19 protein-coding genes and 2 pseudogenes are annotated in these 21,837 nt (G+C 65.3%); 8 read left to right on the forward strand and 13 right to left on the reverse strand.

From position 1 onward, the window contains the following. Positions 1-45: 45 nt before the first annotated feature. The 6 genes and pseudogenes from RND64_RS19345 to RND64_RS19370 form a co-directional block, all read left to right on the forward strand. A pseudogene (locus tag RND64_RS19345) lies at positions 46-465 on the forward strand (aminotransferase class III-fold pyridoxal phosphate-dependent enzyme); the annotation flags it as partial. A gap of 55 nt (positions 466-520) precedes the next feature. Further along, positions 521-859: pseudogene (locus tag RND64_RS19350) on the forward strand (FAD-binding oxidoreductase); the annotation flags it as partial. Then, a complete protein-coding gene (locus RND64_RS19355) occupies positions 856-2,304 on the forward strand; it encodes an NAD-dependent succinate-semialdehyde dehydrogenase (protein ID WP_049700114.1) in 1,449 nt (482 codons plus the stop codon). The pseudogene RND64_RS19350 and the gene RND64_RS19355, both read left to right, overlap by 4 nt. Next, positions 2,305-3,498, forward strand: a complete 1,194-nt coding sequence (locus tag RND64_RS19360; protein ID WP_049699995.1) for a M24 family metallopeptidase — start codon at positions 2,305-2,307, stop codon at positions 3,496-3,498. 19 nt (positions 3,499-3,517) lie between these two features. Then, positions 3,518-4,726, forward strand: a complete 1,209-nt coding sequence (locus RND64_RS19365) for an aminotransferase-like domain-containing protein (RefSeq protein WP_049700115.1) — start codon at positions 3,518-3,520, stop codon at positions 4,724-4,726. Positions 4,727-4,765: 39 nt separating this feature from the next. Further along, entirely contained in the window at positions 4,766-5,956 is a 1,191-nt protein-coding gene (locus RND64_RS19370) for a M20 family metallopeptidase (RefSeq protein ID WP_049699996.1), read from the forward strand. On the opposite strand, the gene RND64_RS19375 is transcribed toward RND64_RS19370, so the two are convergent. The 5 genes from RND64_RS19375 to RND64_RS19395 form a co-directional block, all read right to left on the reverse strand. Continuing rightward, positions 5,907-6,530, reverse strand: coding sequence for a TetR/AcrR family transcriptional regulator (locus tag RND64_RS19375; protein WP_049699997.1), 624 nt, complete (start codon positions 6,528-6,530; stop codon positions 5,907-5,909). The genes RND64_RS19370 and RND64_RS19375 overlap by 50 nt on opposite strands. A 98-nt stretch (positions 6,531-6,628) precedes the next feature. Continuing rightward, a complete protein-coding gene (locus RND64_RS19380; RefSeq protein WP_049700116.1) occupies positions 6,629-8,023 on the reverse strand; it encodes an MFS transporter in 1,395 nt (464 codons plus the stop codon). 80 nt (positions 8,024-8,103) lie between these two features. Next, entirely contained in the window at positions 8,104-8,790 is a 687-nt protein-coding gene (locus tag RND64_RS19385) for a GntR family transcriptional regulator (protein WP_049699998.1), read from the reverse strand. 15 nt (positions 8,791-8,805) lie between these two features. After that, complete coding sequence (locus RND64_RS19390) at positions 8,806-9,303, reverse strand: DUF3830 family protein (protein ID WP_049699999.1); 498 nt, start codon at positions 9,301-9,303, stop codon at positions 8,806-8,808. Beyond that, complete coding sequence (locus RND64_RS19395) at positions 9,300-10,757, reverse strand: amidase (RefSeq protein WP_049700117.1); 1,458 nt, start codon at positions 10,755-10,757, stop codon at positions 9,300-9,302. Before RND64_RS19395 ends, RND64_RS19390 begins: the two co-directional genes overlap by 4 nt. A gap of 73 nt (positions 10,758-10,830) precedes the next feature. Here RND64_RS19395 and RND64_RS19400 point away from each other — a divergent pair, with 73 nt between their 5' ends. Further along, positions 10,831-11,640 carry a maleate cis-trans isomerase family protein gene (locus tag RND64_RS19400; protein WP_049700000.1) on the forward strand — a complete coding sequence of 270 codons (810 nt, stop codon included), beginning with the start codon at positions 10,831-10,833 and terminating at the stop codon, positions 11,638-11,640. Here the strand turns inward: RND64_RS19400 and RND64_RS19405 are convergent. From RND64_RS19405 to kdpF, 6 genes are read right to left on the reverse strand one after another with little or no spacing between them, the layout of a single operon-like run. Further along, on the reverse strand, positions 11,540-12,295 hold the full coding sequence (locus RND64_RS19405; RefSeq protein ID WP_083444431.1) for a response regulator: 756 nt from the start codon (positions 12,293-12,295) through the stop codon (positions 11,540-11,542). The genes RND64_RS19400 and RND64_RS19405 overlap by 101 nt on opposite strands. After that, positions 12,292-14,820: a sensor histidine kinase gene (locus tag RND64_RS19410; protein WP_049700001.1), complete on the reverse strand. Its 2,529-nt coding sequence runs from the start codon at positions 14,818-14,820 to the stop codon at positions 12,292-12,294. The genes RND64_RS19405 and RND64_RS19410 overlap by 4 nt, the downstream gene beginning before the upstream one ends. A gap of 30 nt (positions 14,821-14,850) precedes the next feature. Beyond that, the gene (locus tag RND64_RS19415; protein WP_049700002.1) at positions 14,851-15,474 is read right to left on the reverse strand and encodes a potassium-transporting ATPase subunit C; all 624 of its coding nucleotides are present in this window, start codon (positions 15,472-15,474) and stop codon (positions 14,851-14,853) included. A 7-nt stretch (positions 15,475-15,481) separates the two neighbouring features. Next, a complete protein-coding gene (kdpB, locus tag RND64_RS19420; protein WP_235434422.1) occupies positions 15,482-17,593 on the reverse strand; it encodes a potassium-transporting ATPase subunit KdpB in 2,112 nt (703 codons plus the stop codon). Between the two features lie 23 nt (positions 17,594-17,616). After that, the gene (gene kdpA, locus RND64_RS19425) at positions 17,617-19,566 is read right to left on the reverse strand and encodes a potassium-transporting ATPase subunit KdpA (protein ID WP_049700004.1); all 1,950 of its coding nucleotides are present in this window, start codon (positions 19,564-19,566) and stop codon (positions 17,617-17,619) included. A 2-nt stretch (positions 19,567-19,568) separates the two neighbouring features. Next, entirely contained in the window at positions 19,569-19,667 is a 99-nt protein-coding gene (gene kdpF / locus RND64_RS19430; protein WP_064861331.1) for a K(+)-transporting ATPase subunit F, read from the reverse strand. Between the two features lie 358 nt (positions 19,668-20,025). On the opposite strand from kdpF, the gene RND64_RS19435 reads away from it, so the two are divergent. Next, on the forward strand, positions 20,026-20,523 hold the full coding sequence (locus tag RND64_RS19435; protein WP_049700006.1) for a DUF6611 family protein: 498 nt from the start codon (positions 20,026-20,028) through the stop codon (positions 20,521-20,523). Here the strand turns inward: RND64_RS19435 and RND64_RS19440 are convergent. Then, positions 20,510-20,899 carry a PPOX class F420-dependent oxidoreductase gene (locus RND64_RS19440; RefSeq protein ID WP_331436273.1) on the reverse strand — a complete coding sequence of 130 codons (390 nt, stop codon included), beginning with the start codon at positions 20,897-20,899 and terminating at the stop codon, positions 20,510-20,512. The two genes, RND64_RS19435 and RND64_RS19440, sit on opposite strands and share 14 nt — an antisense overlap. Before the next feature lie 38 nt (positions 20,900-20,937). Continuing rightward, positions 20,938-21,708, reverse strand: coding sequence for a maleate cis-trans isomerase family protein (locus RND64_RS19445; RefSeq protein WP_049700008.1), 771 nt, complete (start codon positions 21,706-21,708; stop codon positions 20,938-20,940). Positions 21,709-21,837: the final 129 nt, after the last annotated feature.

The raw sequence follows: 21,837 nt of genomic DNA on the forward strand, positions 1-21,837 counted from the left end.
TGTCTAATTGTTGACAATCCGACGATCTGAGTACACCGTGTACCCATGACCCTCGCCGCAACGCCTCAGACCGCGTCGCTGTCGCCGATCCTCAAGCAGGCGACGCCCGTCGTCGTCGATCACGCGCTCGGCTCGTGGATTCACGGAACCGACGGAAACAGCTACCTCGATTTCACCACCGGCATCGGGGTCACCAGCACCGGCCACTGCCACCCGAGGGTCGTCGCCGCAGCTCAGGAGCAGTGCACCAAGATCATCCACGCGCAGTACACGACGGTGATGCATCAGCCGCTGCTCGAACTCACCGAGAAGCTCGGCGCAGTCCTCCCACTCGGACTCGATTCCGTCTTCTATGCGAACTCCGGGTCGGAGGCCGCCGAGGCAGCGGTGCGCCTGGCCCGCATGGCAACCGCGAACCCCAACATCATCGTGTTCCAGGGCGGATTTCACGGGCGAACCGTCGCGGCCGCGAGTCTCACCACCGCGGGCACCCGATTCTCCGCGGGCTTCTCACCCCTCTGCGCACGCCTCGACGGCCGCACTGGCGTCGCTCGGCGTCGAGGTCACCACGGCCGACGGATGCTGCGGCGTCGCAGGCAACTTCGGCTTCGAGAAGGGCCACTACGAGGTCAGCGTCGCGGTGGCCGAGAACGCCCTGGCGCCCGCGCTCCGTGCCGCGCCGGAAACCCCGGTCATCACCGACGGGTTCAGTTGCGCGATGAGCGTCGACCACCTGACGGCCACCGACCCCCTCATCAACGCCCACGGGCAGCACCTCGCCGAACTGCTCGCACAGGCGCTGCCCCTTGCACAAGAACTACCCCGCGCACAGCCATCACCAGAGGAAGGACTCCGATGACACTTCTCGTCGACACAACCTGGGCACCCGCATCCTCGAAACGTCGCTTCGATGTCGAGAACCCGGCGACGGGCGAGGTCATCACGTCGGTCCCGGACGGCAACGCCGACGACGCGCTCGAAGCCCTCCGTCGTGCCGCCGCCGCCCAATCCGACTGGGCGGCAACCAGTCCCCGCTCGCGTAGCGAGATCCTCTACCGCGCATACGAACTCATCACCGCGCGGGCCGACGAGTTCGCGACCCTGATGACCACCGAGATGGGCAAACCGTACCCCGAAGCGCGTGGCGAGGTTGCCTACGGCGCAGAGTTCTTCCGCTGGTTCGCCGAGGAAGCCGTACGCATCGGCGGCGACCACTTCCTCACCCCGGACGGCAACAACCGAGTCGTCGTCCGGCATCGCCCCGTCGGCCCGTGCATCCTGATCACGCCGTGGAACTTCCCATTGGCGATGGGAACACGCAAGATCGGCCCGGCGATCGCCGCGGGCTGCACGATGGTCTTCAAGCCCGCAGAGCTGACACCGTTGACCTCGCTACTCCTCGCCGACGTGCTCCGCGAGGCAGGTCTGCCCGATGGCGTCCTGAACGTGGTCACCACAAGCGATCCCGGTGACGTCGTCGGTGCGTGGATGTCGTCGGGCCTCGCCCGCAAGGTCAGCTTCACCGGCTCCACCGCGGTGGGAAAGCTGTTGCTGCGCCAGGCCGCCGACACGGTGATGCGCACCTCTATGGAGCTCGGCGGCAACGCACCCTTCATCGTCTGCGACGACGCCGATCTCGACACCGCGCTCGACGCCGTGATGGTCGCGAAGATGCGAAACATGGGACAGGCATGCACTGCGGCCAATCGCATCTTCGTGCATCGTGACGTCATGGACGAGTTCGCACGCGGTCTCACGCAACGCATGTCAACACTCACCGTCGGAAACGGAATGTCCGAGGGCACCCAGGTCGGCCCCCTCGTCGAACGCAAAGCCGTCGACAAGGTCGAAGAGCTCGTCGACGACGCCGTTCGACGCGGAGCATCGCTTCAGTGCGGCGGCACCCGTCCCGACGGCCCCGGCCACTTCTACCCGCCGACGGTCCTCACCGACGTTCACCCCGAGTCCGCTCTCATGAGCACCGAGATCTTCGGGCCGGTCGCCGCTCTGATCCCGTTCGACGGCTCCGGAATCGAGGCCGACGACACCGTCGTCGCAGCCGCGAACAGTACGCCCGCGGGCCTGGTCGGATACGTCTGCAGTCGCGACGCCGAGCGTCTCGACGCCATCTCGTCGAGCCTCGCGGTGGGTATGGTCGGGGTCAACACGGGTCTGGTCTCCAACCCCGCGGCCCCGTTCGGGGGGATCAAGGAGTCGGGCCTCGGCCGCGAGGGCGGACGTCTCGGCATCGAGGAGTTCCTCGACGTCACCTACACGTCCACCCCGATCCGACGGAGGCGATAGGTGTATCTCGGCGCCCAACTCTTCACCGACAGCGAGTACCGACAGCGGTTGACCCGCGTGCGCGAACTGATGGATCTGCAAGGACTTTCGGCGATCATCGTCACCGACCCCGCGAACATCTTCTACCTCATCGGGTACAACGCGTGGTCGTTCTACACCCCGCAGATGCTGTTCGTCCCCATCGACGGCGAGATGCTGTTCTTCGCTCGCGAGATGGACGCACATGGCGCCCACCGCACCACCTGGCTACCCGACGAGCAGATCGTCGGCTATCCCGAGAGCTACGTGCACCGCCCGCACGTGCACCCGTTCGACTGGGTCGCGTGGGCGCTGCGGCAACGTCATCAGGTCGCACCGGCGTCGAAGGGCGGCTCCGTCGGACTCGAGATGGACTCACACTTCTTCTCTCCCAAGGCTTACCGCGCGCTACACAACGCCATCCCCGAGTGGAAGCTCGTCGACAACTTCGAACTCGTCAACTGGGTACGTTCGGTGAAATCCGACGCCGAGGTGCAGCTCATGCGACAGGCCGGCATGGTGTGTTCAGAGGCGATGCGCGCCGCCATCGAGACCATCGATGTCGGTGTACGGCAATGTGATGCGGCAGCAGCGATCTCACAGGCACAGATCACCGGCACCGACCAGTTCGGCGGCGACTATCCCGCGATCGTGCCGATGATGCCGACCGGTGCCGCCGCCGACACTCCCCATTTGACTTGGCACCAGGGCACTTTCACGCCTGACGAGGCCGTCGTCGTCGAATTGTCCGGTGCGCACAACCGGTATCACTGTCCCCTCGCCCGCACCGTGGCGCTGAGCGCACCGTCGAAGGATCTCGACTATGTCGCGGGCGCGACGGCAGAGGGCCTCAACAACGTCCTCGACGCGATCAAACCCGGTGTCGCCACGCGTGAGCTCGCATCGACCTGGAACTGGACCCTCGCCAAGTACGGTCTCGAAAAGCCCTCTCGCCTCGGCTATTCCATCGGGATCGGTTACCCACCGGATTGGGGTGAGCGCACCATCAGCATCCGCACCGAGGACGAAACCATCCTCGAAACCAACATGACCTTCCACATCGTCTGCGGAATGTGGATGGACGACTACGGTTTCGAGCTCTCCGAGTCGGTACGAGTCAGCCCGACGGGCGTCGAAACCTTCACCGCGTTCCCACGGGAACTGATCAGGAAATGAGGTGTCAGCAGTGACCACCATGAACTACACGCTCCCCCTTGCCGGACGCGCGAAGGATCTCGTCGGCTCGATGATCGATTCATCGACATCCCTGCTGGCCTCTCAGACGCACGACATCGTGCGCTTCGCGATGGGCTCGCCAGCGGATGAGGCCGTCCCCGCCGCGGAGTTCCGGCAGATCGCCGGTGAGATCCTCGACAACTCGTCGTTCACCTACGGCGCCACCGAGGGCGAACCACGGCTGCTGCAGCTCCTCGTCGACTACCTCGCGACCACACCCGACCCGTCGAGCCTCGATCGCCTCGTCATCACCACCGGCGGCATGCAGGGCCTCGACCTCGCGTCCAAACTGTTCGTCGACCCCGGCGACCTCGTCGTCGTCGAATCACCCACGTACACCAACGGCAGTGCCACCGCGCTGTCGTACGGCGCGCAGCTTCTCGAAGTGCCCGTCGACGACGACGGCATGCAGGTCGACACCCTCGAAGACCTCGTCTCCCGCACCCGACGCACCCCCAAGGCGATCTACACGATCCCGACGTTCCAGAACCCGTCGGGCGTCACCCTCTCCGAGGAGCGTCGACGCGAGCTGTTGCGGCTGGCGCACGAGTGGGGCGCCGTCATCATCGACGACGACCCGTACGGCCTGCTGCGCTTCTCCGGCGACGACGTCCCGACGTTCCAGACCCTGTCGCCGCACGATCCGCTGATCTTCTCGGTGCGGACGTTCTCCAAGATCCTCGCGCCGGGCTGGCGGGTCGGATGGGTCGACGCCGATCCGTCGCTGCGCCAACTGCTCATCAACGGCAAACAGGCGATGGACACCTGCACCAACGTGCCCAACCAGCACATCGTCGCCGAGTACATCGCGCGCGGCGGACTCGAGGATCACCTCGCCGGCCTGCGGGTTCTCTACCGCGAACGCAGGGACGCGATGCTCGATTCGGTCGAGCGCCATTTCGGTGACCGCGTGTCGACGACGCACCCCGAAGGCGGATTCTTCCTCTGGCTGACCCTGCGCGGCGAGTTCGCCGAGATCGACACCCGCGAACTGTTCGAGACTGCTCTCGCCGACGGCGTCGCGTTCATCCCCGGCCCCGCGCTGTCGCCGACCGGCCGGTTCCGTAACGCCCTGCGTCTGTGCTTCGCATCGAGCACGCCCGAGCGCATCGACGAGGGAATTCGACGTCTCGCCGGAAGCTGCGAGAGGATGACACAGAACAGATGAGGTCGGTATAGCCAGCCGACAATCACGAAGGGGATTCCAGTGACGGTGAGCGAGTCCGACGCGGTGGTGGCCCGGATCCGTCCGGACGAGATCGTCGCGCTCACCAGAGCTCTGGTCGACGCCCCGAGTGAGAACCCGGGCGGCACCGAGGCCCTGGCCGTCGCCATTCTCGAAAATGCCTGCCGCGATGCCGGTTTCACCGTCACCACCCATGAGGTGACGCCCGGCCGACCCAACCTCATCGCGACGCTACCCGGCGGCGACGGGCCAGGACTGATGTTCCTCGGCCACTCCGACGTCGTCCCGGCCGGACCTGGCTGGACCGGTGATCCCTACCGCACCCGGTTGTCCGAAGGCGTGCTGACCGGGCGCGGCACCGTCGACATGAAGGGCGGATTGGCCTCGGTCGTCGAGGCGATGTCGGCGCTGGCGCCGCTGGCCGCGCAGGGCCGACTCTCCGGTCCGGTGCAGTTGGTCTGCACCGTCGACGAGGAGGAACACGGAGCGGGCGTCCGCGACCTGGTGGCCCGCGCCGACACCTCCCGCAACTTCGTCGGATGCGTCGTCGCCGAACCCACCGATCTGGTCGTCGTCCGCGGGTGTCGCGGGGCGTCGTATCTGGAAATCGACATCCGGGGCAAGGCCGCCCACTCCGGTCGCCCCGACGACGGCCGCAGCGCAATCTACGCGGCGGCGTCGATCATCGACATCATCCGGGCCGACCACGAGGCGATGACCGCGAGCGCCGCAGGTCTTCTCGGCTCGGGTACCTGGAACGTCGGGACGATGAGCGGCGGGCAAGGCATTTCCGTTGTCGCCCCGATGGCGGCACTCGGAGTCGACCGCAGACTGATGCCAGACGAGAGTGCGGAGGCCATCGCCGAATGGCTGCGCGGCCGCATCGCCGCCGCAGGCATCGAGTCCGACGGCATCGAGGTCGACGTCGCGGTCACCATGGAGATGCCGGGCTTCGAGACGCCTGCCGACCACACACTGGTCACCGCAACCGTCGACGCGCTGAACTCACTCGACGCCCAGACGTCCGTCGGCGGCTGGACCGCGGCGTGCGACGGCGGTTTCGTCAGTCGCGACCTCGGCATCCCGGCGATCGTCTGCGGTCCGGGCAACATCAACACCCAGGCCCATCAGCCGGACGAATCCGTCGCGGTCGACGATCTGGTCACTGCCGCACGGGCTTACGCGTTGGTGGCGCTGGAACTGCTCGGCTGACGCCGACCGCCCCGAGCACAGCGCGCACCGTCGAACGCACCCGCGCGTCGACCTCAGCCGGAGAGCTTTCGGGGAACTTTCCGCCGAGGTACAAGAACGCCAGCCCGTGCACCAGCGCCCACATCGCGGTCGCAACCTCTTCCGGCTCTGCCGTCGAAACCGTAGCGGCGACAACGGTATTCAGATACCCATGGATCGCCTCGACGGCCTCGACCCGATCCGGGCTCGTCGGGTCGCACCGCTCGGCGAACATCGCGCGGAACAACCCCGACCGCTCCAACGCGAACCGCACGTAGGCGACGGCGATGTCGGCTACATCGTCGACGCTCGACGGCGACTCGCTCGCCGCTCTCAGCCGCGCAGTCAGCTCGCGATAGCCCACCGCAGCAACGCTCGAGACCAATGCCTCACGGTCGGCGAAGTGCCGGTAGGGCGCCGCGGGTGAGACGCCCGCGCGCCGTGCGACAGCGCGCAACGACAACTCGGCAGAGCGGTCCTCGTTGAGCAACTCGATCGCCGACTGCACCAGCGCTGCGGCGAGATCACCGTGGTGATACGACTCGGGCCTCGACATATGCCAGATTCTATCGCTGGTCGAGCCGCCGCAGACCGTCAGCACTGCACGCCGGAGCCGGGATCAGCGCGTGACGACCGAGCCGGTGTCCGCGCGTGTCAGCGCGAAGTCACCGCCGTGGAGCTCTCCGGAACCGTGATGTCCTCGGTCCGCTCGGGAATCTCGGTGCCGCGCAACGACGCTCCAGCCGTCTCCTTCAAGAAGATCAGCGCCACCATGCCGATCGCACACGCGCCCATCATGTAGACGGCGGGAAACAGGTTCCAGCCCGTGTCATTGACCACCGCTTCGTTGACGAGCGGTGCGGTACCGCCGAACGCGGCGGTCGCCACGTTGTAGGAGATCGCGAAGCCCGCGTAGCGCACCTGAGTGGGGAACATCGCCGGGAACGTCGCGGAGATGGTCGAGAGCTGGGGCACATAGAACAGTCCCAGGATCACGAATCCCACTATTGCCCAAGCGAATCCCTTACCCATCAACCAGTAGAGCGGTATCGCGAATACGAAGAGTCCGATGAGCGAGAACCACCACATCGGTTTACGCCCGGTCTTGTCCGACGCCGCTCCGAAGAACGGGATCACCACCATCATCGCGAGCTGCCCGATGAGCACCACCGTCGAACCCGACGACTCCGACAGCCCGATCGTCTCCTTCAGGTACGTCGGCTGATACGCCAGCAGCGTGTAATTCGCGACGTTGAGTGCGATCACCATGCCGAACATGATCAGGATCGGCTTCCAGTAGTTGCTCAGCAGATCCTTGAAACGGGTGTAGGCGCTTCCGGTGATCTCGTCGCGCTTGTCCAGCTCCTGGAACACCGGGGTGTCTTCCAGCTGCGAGCGCAGATACAGACCGATCAACCCGAGCGGCAGCGCAATCAGGAACGGAATTCGCCAGCCCCACGTCTGCATCTGCTCGTCGGAGAGCAACAGCTCGAGGAACAGAACGATCGCGGTGCCCGCGCTGAACCCGGCGAGTGTGCCGAACTCCAGCAGCGATCCGTACTTGCCGCGCTTGTTGTCCGGCGCATACTCGGCCATGAACGTCGCAGCACCGCCGTATTCGCCGCCGGTCGAGAAGCCCTGAATCACGCGCAGCGCTATCAACAGAATCGGCGCCCAGATCCCGGCGACGGCGTGTGTCGGAAGGACACCGATCAGCGCAGTGGCACCGGCGATCAACAGAATCGTCATGGCCAGCACGGACTTTCGTCCGATCCGGTCACCGATGGGACCCCAGATCATGCCGCCCAACGGGCGTAGGACGAATGAGATCGCGAACCCGAGCATGGTGCCTATCGAGCCGAGCGACCCCGGGAAGAATGCTTGCGTGAGGTAAGTAGCGGTCGCGGCGTAGACGCCGTAGTCGTACCACTCTGTTGCGTTGCCGATCGCCGACGCGCCAATTGCTTTGCGGAGTAGAGCTTTTCCTTCTCGCGACTCGGGGTCGGGTGCGAGATCCTCATAGGTTGCCGAGGAGTTTGCCGTAGCCATCTGTGCCTTCCTGGGTGGACTCGGGGCCAGTGTGTCTTCGCGCTGACTCACATCGGTGGGCGGTGATCAGTACATGTCGTCTAGAGCAGTCGGCGGAGACCGTCTCTCATGTGTTCGATCATCAGCTCGTCGGCCGCCTTCGCATCTCCAGCCGCGATGGCGTCCACCAATGCCTGGTGTTCGTCGGTACGTTCCTTTCCCGAGGAATACGTTCCCCGCATCGCGCGTAGACACATCTTCGTTTCCACGAGGATCGTGCTGTGCAAGCGCGACAATCGTTGACTCCGCGCGTACTCCACCAAAGTCTGATGGAACCGCATATCCGCTTCGGCCATGTCTTCGCCGTTCGGATCGTCGATATGACGACGCATCAACGCAACCACGTCGGTGAGAGCTTGCACCGCCGCAGGGTCGCCGTGTTCGATCACCTGCTCTATTGCCGCACGTTCAACGGCCGTCCGGGCGATGTACATGTCCCGGATGTCGTCGTCATCCATCGAGACGACGAACAAGCCTCGGTTGCGGTGACTCACCAGCAACCCTTCTGCAGTCAGGCGTTGCATCGCCTCTCGCAGCGGCCCCCGACTCACTCCCAGGTCTGCTGCGAGACCTGCTTCGGTCAATTGTGAACCGGACGGAAAGTTACCGTTCGCAATCGCATCGTGCAACTTTCTGGCGATGATCGCAGGTGTCGACTCCTGCTCGATCGGTTCGAGAACCCTACGGCGACCTTCCGATCGAGTTCGCTCCATTGTCATCGTGACCATCCTCTTCTTCGTACTCTATGCACGCGCAAATGTCAGGGTTTCGCCGCGAGCGCCGCCCATCCAGATGTCGTTGCATGCTGCGGCGAACTCGACGAGACCATCGGTGATGGTGGCGAACACATTTCCGGGAACCCATCCGACATCCCCGTTGACCAGCAAGTTGTTTCGACCATAGAAGACTGCAAGGTCGATGAGCAGTGAGTGTTCCGACGGCGCGGCGTCGGATTCGTAACCGTAAGCGGGATTGTCCAATACACCGTCGAAGGTGAAATAGCAAAGGTCGCCCGGTATCGGTGTGACCGTCGTGTTCTCCGGTCCCGGTTCATGCGCCGCGAACGCGGGTGCCAACGTATAGATCTCGTTGCGCGCAAACTTGCCGTGAAAGACCTGACCCCCCAACGGCAAAGCGTCCCACACCGCGGCGGCGGTGCGCGGCGCCTCGGCGTCGAGCAGTCTCGCCCTTGCGCTGACATCGCGCGATGTGAGGCTGACGATGATGAAGCGATCGGTCACGAGCCGTCTCGACTTTCGTTGAGGTGAGCAGACTTTCGTCGAAAGTCTGCATCTGCGAGCGTGCCGACGTTCGCGACCGACTCGTATGCCGCGGCCACACGCAGCACTGTCGCGTCGTCGTGGCGTGCTCCCACGATCTGAATGCCAGTGGGCAGCAACGGGTCCTGCGCAAAGCCGCTCGGCACCGTGATCGCAGGTTGACCGGTGAGATTGAACGGATAGCTGTACGGCGTCCACGACGTCCAGTCCTGCGACGACGAACCTGCAGGCACGTCGACGCCCGCCTCGAATGCGACCGACGGCATCGACGGTGTCACCAGAACGTCGTACTCCTCGTGCAGTGCACCCATCTGTGTGCCCATTGCCATTCGCAGCGCAGTGGCATCCACATAGTCGGCCGCACTGAAGTCGCGGTGACGTTCCAGTGCCGCAAGCAGTTTCGGGTCGACGCGATCCCGGAGGGCAGGGTCCAGAGCCCCGACCACCGCGGCCGCTCCCGCGAACCACGCCGTGTGGTACGCCCAGACCGGATCGTCCCACCCGATGTCGACCTCGTCGACCGTGGCTCCGAGGTCGCGTAGAACGCCGACCGCAGCCTCGGTATTCGACTGCACCGCAGCATCATTGACGCCATAGCCGAGATCGGGACTGTAAGCGACGCGGATGCCGTCCAAACCCCGCGCGCCTGCGATGATCTCCGGGGCGACAGGTTGCGGCGTCGGCCCCGCCGACCAGTCGCGCGAGTCGAAACCACTGATGACGTCAAGCAACAACGCGCAGTCGACGACGCTGCGCGTCATCGGTCCGACATGTGCCACCGGCGCGAACGGACTCGGCGGATACATCGGCACCCGGCCGAGCGTCGGCTTGAGCCCGACGACTCCGCAGAACGCAGCCGGAATACGAATCGAGCCGCCACCGTCGGTGCCGACCGACAGTGGCCCGAGTCCCGCCGCGAGGGCAGCGGCGCTACCTCCGCTCGAACCTCCCGACGTCCGATCGGTCGACCACGGATTGCGCGTGATGCCGGTCCGGGGACTGTCGGTCACGCCTTTCCAGCCGAACTCAGGCGTCGTGACCTTGCCGAGCGGCACGGCTCCCGCCTCGCGCAGTCGTGCCACCGCTGGAGCGTCGACGTCGGATCGTTGTATGTCAGGGCTCAGCGTCAACGAGCCGCGCAGCGTCGGCCACCCCTCGGTGACCAGGAGATCCTTGATCGACACCGGCACGCCGTCGAGCGGACCGATGGGAGTCGACGCGGCGTAGCGAGCCGCCGATTGGCGTGCGGCAGCCATCGTCGTGTCCGGGTCAACGACACAGAAGGCATTGATCTCGGCGTTCACCTGCGGGATGGTGTCCAGTAGCTCGGCAGCGACGTCGACAGGGCTCAGCAACCCACTGCGGTAGGCGTCACCGAGCTCCGACGCCGACATCGTGCGCACTGAGTCCTGCATGGTCACCTCCGGTTCCGATACGGTGAGAACAACAATTGTTTGATTGTTGACAATCTAGTCGGGAGGTCAACCCGTGACAACCGCTATCACCGCGGTCCTCTACCCGGGACACGCGGCCGAGGACGACTACCAGCTCATCGAGGACGCACTCAGCCCGTCGATTCGCCTGCCCGTGGTGATCACCGAGATCGACTCCGACGACCACACCGTCGGCGCCATGCGCGCTGTCGGCGAGTCCGACCGACTACTCGACGGCGCACAGCGCGCACGCACACACGACCCCGCAGCGTTGATGTGGGCGTGCACCTCGGGCAGCTTCCTCTACGGGTGGGAGGGCGCACAACGGCAGGCCGCGCAGTTGTCCGAGGTTGCGGGACTACCCGCATCGTCGACGTCGCTCGCGTTTGCCGAGGCGTGCAGAGCGCTCGGGATCGACGCGGTCGCGGTCGCGGCGAGCTATCCGGGCGACGTCGCCGCGGGATTCACGACGTTCCTCGCCGGCGCGGATATCGAGGTGGTCGGCATGCGCGCCAACGACATTCTGACCGCGACCGACGCCGGGTTCATCGACGGCGACACCCTGTTCGACATGGTCGTCACCGCCGATCAGCCTGCGGCGCAGGCCATCCTGATTCCCGACACCGCACTACACACGGCAACCTGGATCAACGACCTCGAGGCGCAGGTCGGCAAACCGGTCCTCACCGCGAACCAGGTGACTGCCTGGGAGGGTGCGCGGCTCGCGGGCGCAACCCCGCACTCCGACAAGCTGGGCGCGTTGTTCAGTCAGACGCCGCTTGTTCAGGCTCCGCGCCTCCAGACCCAGCCTGCTCAGGTGCCGAGTGTCCCCGTACGAAGCGATACCCCATCCCGGCCTCGGTGAGCAGATGCACCGGATGCGCCGGGTCGTCTTCGAGTTTGCGGCGCAGACTGGCCAGGTACACGCGCAGATAGTTGGTCTGGTTGAGGTACTTGGGACCCCACACGGTACTCAGGATGTCCTTCTGCCCCACCAGTTTTCCCTCGTTGCGCACCAGTAGTTCCAGAATCCCCCACTCGGTCGGCGTCAGGTGGACCTGCTCACCGTGACGCGACACCTGCTTAGCGCTGAGGTCGACCACGAAGTCTCCCGCGTCGACAACCGGCACCTCCGACGCATCCGGCGCAGCGACTCCACGACGCACCGCTGCACGCAGCCTCGCCAAGAACTCGTCCATCCCAAAGGGTTTCGTGACGTAGTCGTCGGCACCCGCATCGAGCGCAGCCACCTTGTCGACCGATTCGCCGCGCGCCGACAACACGATGACCGGCACGTTGGTCCACCCGCGCAATCCCTCCAGAACCGTGAAGCCGTCGATGTCGGGAAGCCCGAGGTCGAGGACAACCACCTGCGGGTTGACCTTGGCTGCCGCGGTGAGCGCCGCGGTTCCCGTCGACGCCGTCGTGACAGCGAAACCACGGGCGCTCAGATTGATTCGCAAGGCCCGCAACAACTGTGGTTCGTCGTCGACAACGAGGACTCGGATTCCGTCGGTCATGACTCGTCGTCCTCCGCCGGAAGTGAGACGACCATCGTGGTGCCGCCGCCCGGTGTCTCCTCGACACCGAGCGTGCCACCGATCGCGGCGGTAAACCCCTGCGCGACAGACAGACCCAGCCCGACGCCGCCGTCGGCACCGTTGCGGTCGCCACCCTGAACGAAGGCGTCGAAGATCTGCCCGCGTCTGTCGGCGGGAATCCCGGAGCCGTGGTCGATCACACGAATGACGGTACGCGGCACACCGTCGTCGTCGGTCTCGGACTCTGCCGTGACCTCGACACCGGCGCCACCTCCCCCACCGTGGCGCACCGCGTTGTCGATCAGGTTGGCCAGGACGCGTTCGAGCAGTCCACCGTCGGTGTATGCCCACATAGCGTGGAAGGTGAAGGCGATCTCCGGGATGGGCCCACCGACCCAGCTCACCGCGGTCGCTGCACGGTGCACCACCTCGACGAGGTAGGTGCGCGCGAGTCTTGGCCGCACGGCACCTGCCGCGAGCCTCGACGAGTCGAGCAGATTTCCGACAAGCGCCGACAGGTGGTCGACCGACTCGTCGATTGTCTCGAGGAGTTCTGAGGTGTCCTCCGGGCTGAATGTCACGTCGCCCGCACGCAGGCTCGAGACCGCGGCTTTCGCGCCGGCCAACGGTGTGCGCAGATCGTGGCTCACCGCGGACAGCAGTGCGCGACGCATCTCGTCGGTCTGGGCGAGTGCACGTGCCTCGGACGCCTCGCGTTCGAGTCGACGACGCTGCACCGCGCCGGCGGCCTGGATCGCCACCGAGGTGAGTACCCGTCGATCCCGACCGCCGAGTTTCGGCCCGCGCAACAGCAATTCGTATTCACCGCCGGGGACCGGGCAGACCGTGTCGGCGTCTTCGGCGCGCTGCGGCGGGTCGTCGCCGACAGCGGCGTCGACGACGCGTCGACCATCTTCTTTGTGCACCACCGATACCGCGGTCTGGTCGTAGGTCTCACGCACGCGCTGCAGCAGTGCCGAGACGTCAGCTCCACCGAGCACGGCGTCGGAGAACAACGCCAACAACTCGGCGTCACGGCTTGCCAGGCTGGCTTGCCGACGCCTGTTCGCAGCCGAATCGACCAGTGCGGCAACCGCTATCGCGATCACCAGCATGACAAGGATGGTGATGAGATTGTCCGGCTCGTTGATGGTGAACGTGAACCGTGGGTTGGTGAAGAAGTAGTTGAGCAGCAGGCCGGCCACCACCGCCGACAATGCCGCAGGCCCGATGCCGCCCAGCAGCGAGACCGCGAGCACCGTCACGAAGAACAACGCCGACTCGCTGGCGAACCCCAACCAACGGTCCAGGACGGCGAGTATGACCGTCATGATCACCGGTACCACGACCGCCGCGACCCAGCTCAACGGACGATGGAAGCGCGTGTCGCGAATGTCGAGTCGATTTCGACGACGCGTCTCGTCGTGGGTGACCATGTGGACGTCGATCTTCCCGCTGTGCGCAACGACATTCGCACCGACGCCCTCGTCGAAGAGTCGTTGCCAGCGCGGACGGCGCGACGTACCCAGCACCAACTGGGTCGCGTTGACGCCACGTGCGAAGTCGAGGAGCGTCGACGGAATGTCGTCGCCCACAACGGTGTGGATTCGCGTGCCGAATCCCTCGGCCAACTCGTGCAGCCGGGACAGCTCGGCAGCGGGTGTCCCGACTAGTCCGTCTCCGCGGACCACATGCACCACAACCAGTTCCGCACTCGACCGTGACGCGATGCGACTCGCTCGACGCATCAGGGTCGCGGATTCGGGTCCACCGGTGATCGCGACCACTACGCGCTCGCGTGCTTCCCACGTGTCGGTGATCGCGTGCGCCGCGCGGTAGTCGGCGAGATTGTCGTCGACGCGGTCGGCGAGCCACAGTAGTGCCAATTCGCGCAGTGCCGTCAGGTTTCCCTGGCGGAAGTAGTTCGAGAGCGCCCCGTCGATGCGTCCGGCCGGGTACACCTTGCCCGCACTGAGTCGTTGACGTAGCGCCTGCGGGGCGATGTCGACCAACTCGATCTCGTCAGCGGCACGCACGACAGCGTCGGGAACGGTCTCGCGCTGGATGACACCGGTAATCTGGGCGACGACGTCGTTCAGACTCTCCAGATGCTGCACGTTGACCGTTGTCAGCACGTCGATGCCCGCGTCGCGCAACTCCTCGATGTCTTGCCAGCGCTTGGCATTTCGCGATCCGGGAGCATTCGTGTGCGCCAGTTCGTCGACGAGTGCGACGCGTGGGGCACGCGCCAGCACGGCGTCGATATCCATCTCGTCGAGGACGGCCCCGCGATACACCTCCTCGCGACGCGGAATCTCCTCGAGACCATCGGTGAGAGCCGCGGTTGCCGAGCGCCCGTGCGACTCGACAACCGCGATCACCACATCAACACCCTCGTCGGCGAGACCTCGTGCATGCGAAAGCATTTCGTAGGTCTTGCCGACTCCGGGCGCACACCCGAGGAAGACTTCGAGTCGACCTCGGGTGTCAGCACCTGAACCCATGGGACCGAGTCTAATCAGCGCGACCGGCGATCACTTGCACACCGTGTGACCCAGCGCGAGGTTCACCTCGAGCACATTGACGCGCTGCTGCCCCAGGAATCCGAACTGCCGTCCTGACGTGTGAGCCTCGACGATCTCTCGGACCGCAGCCTGCGACTTCCCGCTGTTGCGTGCGATCCGTGGAATCTGGATCGCCGCGTACTCCGGGCTGATCTGCGGGTCGAGACCCGAGCCGGAGCCGGTCACGGCGTCCGCGGGCACTGCCGACGGCGCGACGCCCTCACGCTCGCCGATCAACGCGCGGCGCGCGGTGATATTGTGCGCGAGCGTCTCGCTGTTGGGGCCCTGATTGCTCGCGGCCGAGGCCGACGGATCGCCGGTGGCCATCGGATCGTCGGCCGAGCCGAGCACCCGTGCGTGCAGATAGCTGTCGGGAGTCCCAGCAGGTGCCTTCGGATCGACCCCGATCAGCGACGACCCGGCGTTACAGCCCTTGGCGTCGGTCACCTGCGACCCCTCTGCTGAGTTCGACCCGATGCGCGATGCCGCCCAGACAACCGTCGGATAGGCGACGCCGAGGATCACTGTCAGCGCCACGAGCATCGCGAACGCGACGGCACACTGCCGGAGGAATCCGGACGTGATGGTGTTCATGCTGCGATTACCCCATTCCCGGGAGGAAGCGGACGACGAGATCGATGAGCCAGATCCCCACGAAGGGGGTGATCACACCGCCGACGCCGTAGACGAGTAGGTTGCGCCCCAACAACTTCGACGCCGAGCTGGGTCGGTACCGCACACCACGCAGTGAGAGCGGGATCAACGCGACGATGATGAGCGCGTTGAACACCACCGCCGACACGATCGCCGACTGTGCCGAGTGCAGCCGCATGATGTTGAGCGTGTCGAGCTGCGGATAGATGCTCACGAACATCGCAGGCAGGATCGCGAAGTACTTCGCGAGGTCGTTGGCCAGCGAGAACGTGGTCAGTGCGCCGCGAGTGATCAACAGTTGCTTGCCGATGGCCACGATGTCGATGAGCTTGGTCGGGTCGGAGTCGAGGTCGACCATGTTGCCGGCTTCCTTCGCCGCCGACGTTCCCGAGTTCATCGCCACACCGACGTCGGCCTGCGCGAGCGCGGGGGCGTCGTTGGTGCCGTCACCGGTCATCGCGACCAGTCGTCCACCTGACTGCTCGGCACGGATCAGTGCCAGCTTGTCCTCCGGTGTCGCCTCGGCGACGAAGTGGTCGACGCCAGCTTCGGCGGCGATCGCCTTCGCGGTGAGCGGGTTGTCGCCGGTAACCATGACGGTGCGGATACCCATCTCACGCAGCTGCGCAAAGCGTTCTGTCATACCGGGTTTCACGACGTCCGACAGCTGGATCACACCCAGCACACGCGGCGTCTCGTCGTTGACGGCGACGACCAGCGGCGTACCTCCGCCGTTCGAGATCTCGGCGACTCGTTCGGTCACCTCGACCGGCATGTCGCCACCGAGCTTCATCACCCACCGCGCGACCGCGTCGGCGGCACCCTTGCGGTACTCGACGACGGGTCCGGGACCGGTGCGTACATCGATACCGCTCATACGCGTCTCCGCGGTGAAGGGCACGACCTCGAACTCAGGGTGCTCGTGACCACGCGTCGCGGCAAGTGCTTCCGCGTCGGCGGGCACCACATCATGCTCGTCCAAACACAATTCGACGATGCTGCGCCCCTCGGGAGTGTCGTCGGCGAGACTGCAGCGGTAGGACACCTCGGCGAGCTCGGCCGTCGAGGTACCCGGGCCGGGGAAGATCTCGGTGGCCCGGCGATTACCGAAGGTGATGGTGCCGGTCTTGTCGAGCAGCAGGGTGTCGATGTCGCCCGCGGCTTCCACCGCGCGGCCCGACATGGCGAGCACGTTGCGCTGCACGAGCCGGTCCATTCCCGCGATACCGATCGAGCTGAGCAGCGCACCGATCGTCGTCGGGATCAGGCAGACGAGCAGCGCGATCAGCTTGATCGCATCGGGGCTCTGGCCCGCGTACTGCTGCATCGGCCCGACCGCGACCACCGCGAGCAGGAAGATCAACGTCAGGCTCGCGAGCAGGATGTCGAGTGCGATCTCGTTGGGCGTCTTCTTGCGCGACGCACCCTCGACGAGCGCGATCATCCGATCGACGAAGCTCTCTCCGGGCGCGGCGGTGATCTTGACGACGATCCGGTCGCTGAGAACCACCGTGCCGCCCGTCACCGCGCAGCGGTCGCCGCCGGACTCACGCACCACCGGAGCGGACTCGCCGGTGATGGCCGACTCGTCGACCGTGGCGATGCCGTCGACGACGTCGCCGTCGCCCGCGATCACCTCACCGGCCTCGACGACGATGAGGTCGCCGACCCGCAGTGCCGTTCCCGAGACCTGAGAGATCGAACCGCTCTCGTCGAGTCGACGAGCCAAGCTGTCGCGCTTCACCTTTCGCAGTGAATCGGCCTGTGCCCTACCTCGGCCCTCAGCGACAGCCTCGGCCAGATTCGCGAAGAGCACGGTGAACCACAGCCACGCCGCGATCAGCCAGGCGAACCACGATGGCCGCCAGATCGCGAGCACGGTGGTCACGATCGAACCGATGTACACGACGAACATGACCGGATTGCGCGCCTGGTCGCGCGGGTTGAGTTTCCGCAGTGCCTGCGGAACCGACGTGATGAGCTGACGAGGATCGAACGAGCCGCGCGAGACCAGTTGTGTCTCCTCACGCTGTTCGACCGTCGCCTCCTCGGGTGTCACATCGGATTCGATGGTGTTGACGCTCACAGAAGTGCCTCCGCGATGGGTCCCAGCGCCATGGCCGGGAAGAAGGTGAGACCGGCGACGAGAAGGATCGTGCCGAGTAGCAATACGCCGAACAGAACTCCGTGCGTGGGGAGATTGGCCTCGGCCCGGACGGCCTCCTGCCGCTCGAGGACGGCAACCACCCCGCCGCTACCGCTGGTCGAGCTTGTCGAGACCTCCGCAGCGCTGGTCGAGCTGCCTTCGCTGGTCGAGCTTGTCGAGACCACCCCACCGCCGATCGAGCTCCCACCGCTGGTCGAGCCCTGCCCGCTGGTCGAGCTTGTCGAGACCACCTCGCCGGCCGGGCTCCCACCGCTGGCCGAGCTCCCGCCGCTGGCCGAGCTCCCGCCGCTGGTCGAGCTTGTCGAGACCACCCCGCGCGGGCGTTGGCGGCTGAGCAGCCCCGCGAGCGCGAGCACGAACACGATCGGCAAGAACCGGCCGAGTAGCATCGCCATTCCGAGCGACGTCTGGAACCAGTCACTGGTGACCGTCAGCCCACCGAACGCGCTGCCGTTGTTGTTCGCTGCCGACGCATACGCGTAGATCACCTCGGAGAACCCGTGGATCGATCCCGGAGTCCCCGGGTCGCCGCTGTTGCCCTGGGCGTCGAGCGTCGAACCCATCGCAACGCTGACACCGACGCCGACCAGCACCAGAGCGGGCATGACCAACACGTACAGCGCCGCCATGGTGATCTCGTTCTGGCCGATCTTCTTTCCGAGGAACTCCGGCGAGCGTCCGACGAGGAGACCGCCGACGAACACCGTGACCACAGCCATCATCAGGATTCCGTACAGACCGGTGCCGACGCCGCCGGGCGCGACCTCGCCGAGAAGCATGTTCCAGATCACCGCTCCACCACCGCCGGCAGACAGGCTGTCGTGGGCGGCATTGACTGCGCCCGTAGATGTTCCGGTTGTCGAGACCGCGAACAACGCACTTCCGGGAATACCGAAACGCTGTTCCTTGCCCTCCATCATCGCGCCGGCAGCCTGAGCGGCGAGACCGTTGGTGTGCGATTCGAAACTCCACACGATCGCGAGCATCACGCCCCAGATCGCCGCCATCACGCCGAGCAGCGTGAGGCCCTGGCGTCGATCGCGCACCAGCGTGCCATAGGTACGTGTCAGGCAGATCGGAATGATCAGGATCGCAAGGATTTCCACGACGTTGCTGAACGGCGTCGGATTCTCGAACGGATGCGCCGAGTTCGCCGACAGCGTGCCGCCGCCGTTGGTTCCGAGTTCCTTGATCGCCTCCTGAGAAGCGAACGGCCCCACCATGCTTCGGGAAGGATCACCCGACATCGTCGTGAAGCCGAAGCCGCTGTGCCACGACTGCACCACACCCTGAGTCAGCAGCACGATCGCGACGATCACGCTGAGCGGCAGGAGAATACGGACGCACGTACGCGTGAGGTCGACCCAGAAGTTGCCGATCAGTCCGTCGCCGCGTCGGTTCACCAATCCCCTGATGAGCGCGACGGCCACAGCCATACCGACGGCGGCAGACACGAAGTTCTGCACAGCGAGTCCGAGCATCTGGGAAAGGTTGCTCATAACCACTTCTGGCGAATACGACTGCCAGTTGGTGTTGGTGACAAACGAGATCGCGGTGTTGAACGCCGTCGCGGGATTGACACCTGCCTTGCCGTCCGACCAGGGCAGCACGCCCTGTAGCCGCTGCAGCAGATAGAGAAAGAGAAACGAGATCAGCGAAAAGGCCAGTACCGCAAGCACGTAGCCGACCCACGTCTGTTCGCGTCGGGCGTCGACGCGAGCCAACGAGTAGATCGCGCGCTCGGGCAGCAGATCGCGAGTGCTGCGGTACACGCGGGCCATGTAGTCGCCCAGCGGCACGTAGACGACTGCGAGAACCAGGACGACGAACGCCACCTGGAGCGCCCCCGCAAGGGATGAATTCACGTTCAGAACCTTTCCGGCTTGATCAGCGCGATCATGAGGTAGATCGCTGTCGCCGCCGACAGGACCAGCAGAACCACGTTCAACACTCCGTCTGCAGTCATCGGCCGATCCTCGCGTCGACGCCCCGGACCACCAGGACGCATATCGCGAAGCCGATCAACGCGGCGAGTACATAAAGCACATCGGCCACTTGTCACACTCCTTGGCTGGGCATGCCGAACGTCGAGCTGGCGAACGGCGCACCACAGCTTCTGTCTAATTCGTCTGTGTTGGAAGACCTCTTAACGCGTTCCATACGCGGCGCCGGGGTTTGTTGACGCAACCTTCGCGCCGAGCGACTCAGCCGTGCAGCGGGCCTCGTCAAAGGCCCGTCAAAGGCGCGTCAAGATCTGCGCTCACGGCGTCGAGAAGTCGTGAGGAATACGCTCTCCCGCGTGTGTAGGAGTTAGAACCGATCACATGAACGAGTCAGGATCGTCGCGCTGGGGATACGTCCAGGTCGGCTACGCGCGCCATTGGGTCTGCCATCGCATCGTCGTGTATCCGCCGGGTGCCAGCGCGGACGACGCGCGCTGGCTGCGCGTGTGGCGGGCACTACCCTTCGTCGCGATCGCGACGGTGTTGACCGCAGCGTTGATCGCGTCGTGGATGGGTCGCTCCGGGCTTGCCGGAATGCTGAGTGGAATGGTTGTCGCGTTCGCGACGGTTGTGGTCGTGGGGCAGCGGACCCACCTGGTGCGCACGCAGACACGCACAATGGAGGCGTGGACGGGTTACGGAACCGACGCCACTGCCCGAGCTACCCAGCGGAGTATCTGCGAACTCGCCGCTGCCCTGCGCGACGCCGATGGCCGTCTCGCTTCAGGTGCGATCAGCCCCGTCGAACACGAAATGGTATGGGCCCGTTGCTATCACGAGATTCCCGCTGCCCGGCGGCGTCGACTCAGCGCGGTGTGATCGCGATGCCGATCGTCCCATCCTTGCCACGACGGATCAGGCTTGCCCTGACGAGACCCCAGCCGACGATGCCGTACTTCTTCGAGATGGCGCTGCGCGCGCGATCGGTACCGGCGGCGTCGAGGATCGTCGCGGTTCCGTCCACCGGTTGACCCTGGAGCTTCTTTCCGCGGGCATCACACGCCTGGACGACGACGTGCGAGTCGCGTCGAATCCGCTTGACCTTCCACGAGTCGGTCTCTGTCCACATCAGCAGCGACTCGCCGTCGTAGGCCGCCCACAGAGGCGACGACACCGGCGTCCCGTCTTTGCGAAAAGTGGTCAGCTGCACGTACTTTGCATCGGTCGCAGCGTCGAAGGGCTTATCGGTGGCCATACCCAACCCTACTTCGCTCAACCCGATATCGGAGTCGCTCACGCGGCGCGTGCGAACAGCGACTGGTCGGCAGCAGGTACCGCGTAGGAGTGAGTGATCCCTGGCGACAGCACGCCGGCGTCGACGAGCGTCGCCCACGCGGTCACCTGGTTGGCCGAGAGCACCGGCTTGCCGAGTTCGGCTTCGAGTGCGCCGAGGACGTCGTAGGTCCAGAGGTTGGTGCAGGACACGAAGATCGCGTCGGCGTCCGGATGGTCGGCGCCACGGATCAGATCGGCCGTGACCGAATACGGAATGGTCCAGATGTCGTGGTCACGACCGAGTCCGGCCTGCGCCACCACGCTGCGTCCGGCCTGCGCGAGAAAGTCGCACAGCAACCCGGTGAGCGCATTCGTATAGGGCGTCGCCACGGCTATCCGACTGATTCCCAACGCATCCAACGCGCGTAACAGCGCTTCCGACGTCGTGACCGCACGCTGCGCACCGGCACCCAACATGCAGTTGGAGAGTTCGACCGCCCCGGAGATGCCGTAGACAAAGCTGCCCGACGCACACGCGTACGCGTATGCACTGGGCCGAACGGCCGATATCGCGCGCACCGCCGCCGCGATCTCGGCGTGGTTGTTCAGGTCCTTGCACATGTCGACGTCGACCGGAGCGTCGATGAATCCGGTTCGGGTGAAATACAGCGAGACGCCGTCGGGCATCCAGCGCCACAGCTCGCGGTCGAGAGCCATATCGAACGGGCAGACGATCCCGATGCCAACCTGCTCGCCGGGGCCATCACCCCACCCGAATTCGTACTCCATGCAGGCATGATGACACATTGTCGGATTGTTGACAGTTTGAGCGCACAAGTTTCCCGACCTGCTGCTGAGCCGTGTGGGTAGCCGGCGGAAACATCGAATCGCAGGAGTCAATCCTCGCCCGCTTCGCCG

It is taken from the genome of Gordonia sp. w5E2 (assembly GCF_036540975.1).
Classification (GTDB): domain Bacteria; phylum Actinomycetota; class Actinomycetes; order Mycobacteriales; family Mycobacteriaceae; genus Gordonia; species Gordonia jacobaea.

What these genes read in the sequence shown, in the direction of transcription:
- RND64_RS19415 (WP_049700002.1), bottom strand. Translation starts at nt 15,474, where the DNA reads ATGAACACCATCACGTCCGGATTCCTCCGGCAGTGTGCCGTCGCGTTC.
- RND64_RS19410 (WP_049700001.1), bottom strand. Translation starts at nt 14,820, where the DNA reads ATGGGTTCAGGTGCTGACACCCGAGGTCGACTCGAAGTCTTCCTCGGG.
- RND64_RS19440 (WP_331436273.1), bottom strand. Translation starts at nt 20,899, where the DNA reads ATGGCCACCGATAAGCCCTTCGACGCTGCGACCGATGCAAAGTACGTG.
- RND64_RS19445 (WP_049700008.1), bottom strand. Translation starts at nt 21,708, where the DNA reads ATGGAGTACGAATTCGGGTGGGGTGATGGCCCCGGCGAGCAGGTTGGC.
- kdpF (WP_064861331.1), bottom strand. Translation starts at nt 19,667, where the DNA reads ATGACTGCAGACGGAGTGTTGAACGTGGTTCTGCTGGTCCTGTCGGCG.
- RND64_RS19380 (WP_049700116.1), bottom strand. Translation starts at nt 8,023, where the DNA reads ATGGCTACGGCAAACTCCTCGGCAACCTATGAGGATCTCGCACCCGAC.
- RND64_RS19365 (WP_049700115.1), top strand. Translation starts at nt 3,518, where the DNA reads ATGAACTACACGCTCCCCCTTGCCGGACGCGCGAAGGATCTCGTCGGC.
- RND64_RS19395 (WP_049700117.1), bottom strand. Translation starts at nt 10,757, where the DNA reads ATGCAGGACTCAGTGCGCACGATGTCGGCGTCGGAGCTCGGTGACGCC.
- RND64_RS19405 (WP_083444431.1), bottom strand. Translation starts at nt 12,295, where the DNA reads ATGACCGACGGAATCCGAGTCCTCGTTGTCGACGACGAACCACAGTTG.
- RND64_RS19385 (WP_049699998.1), bottom strand. Translation starts at nt 8,790, where the DNA reads ATGGTCACGATGACAATGGAGCGAACTCGATCGGAAGGTCGCCGTAGG.
- RND64_RS19435 (WP_049700006.1), top strand. Translation starts at nt 20,026, where the DNA reads ATGAACGAGTCAGGATCGTCGCGCTGGGGATACGTCCAGGTCGGCTAC.
- RND64_RS19375 (WP_049699997.1), bottom strand. Translation starts at nt 6,530, where the DNA reads ATGTCGAGGCCCGAGTCGTATCACCACGGTGATCTCGCCGCAGCGCTG.
- RND64_RS19355 (WP_049700114.1), top strand. Translation starts at nt 856, where the DNA reads ATGACACTTCTCGTCGACACAACCTGGGCACCCGCATCCTCGAAACGT.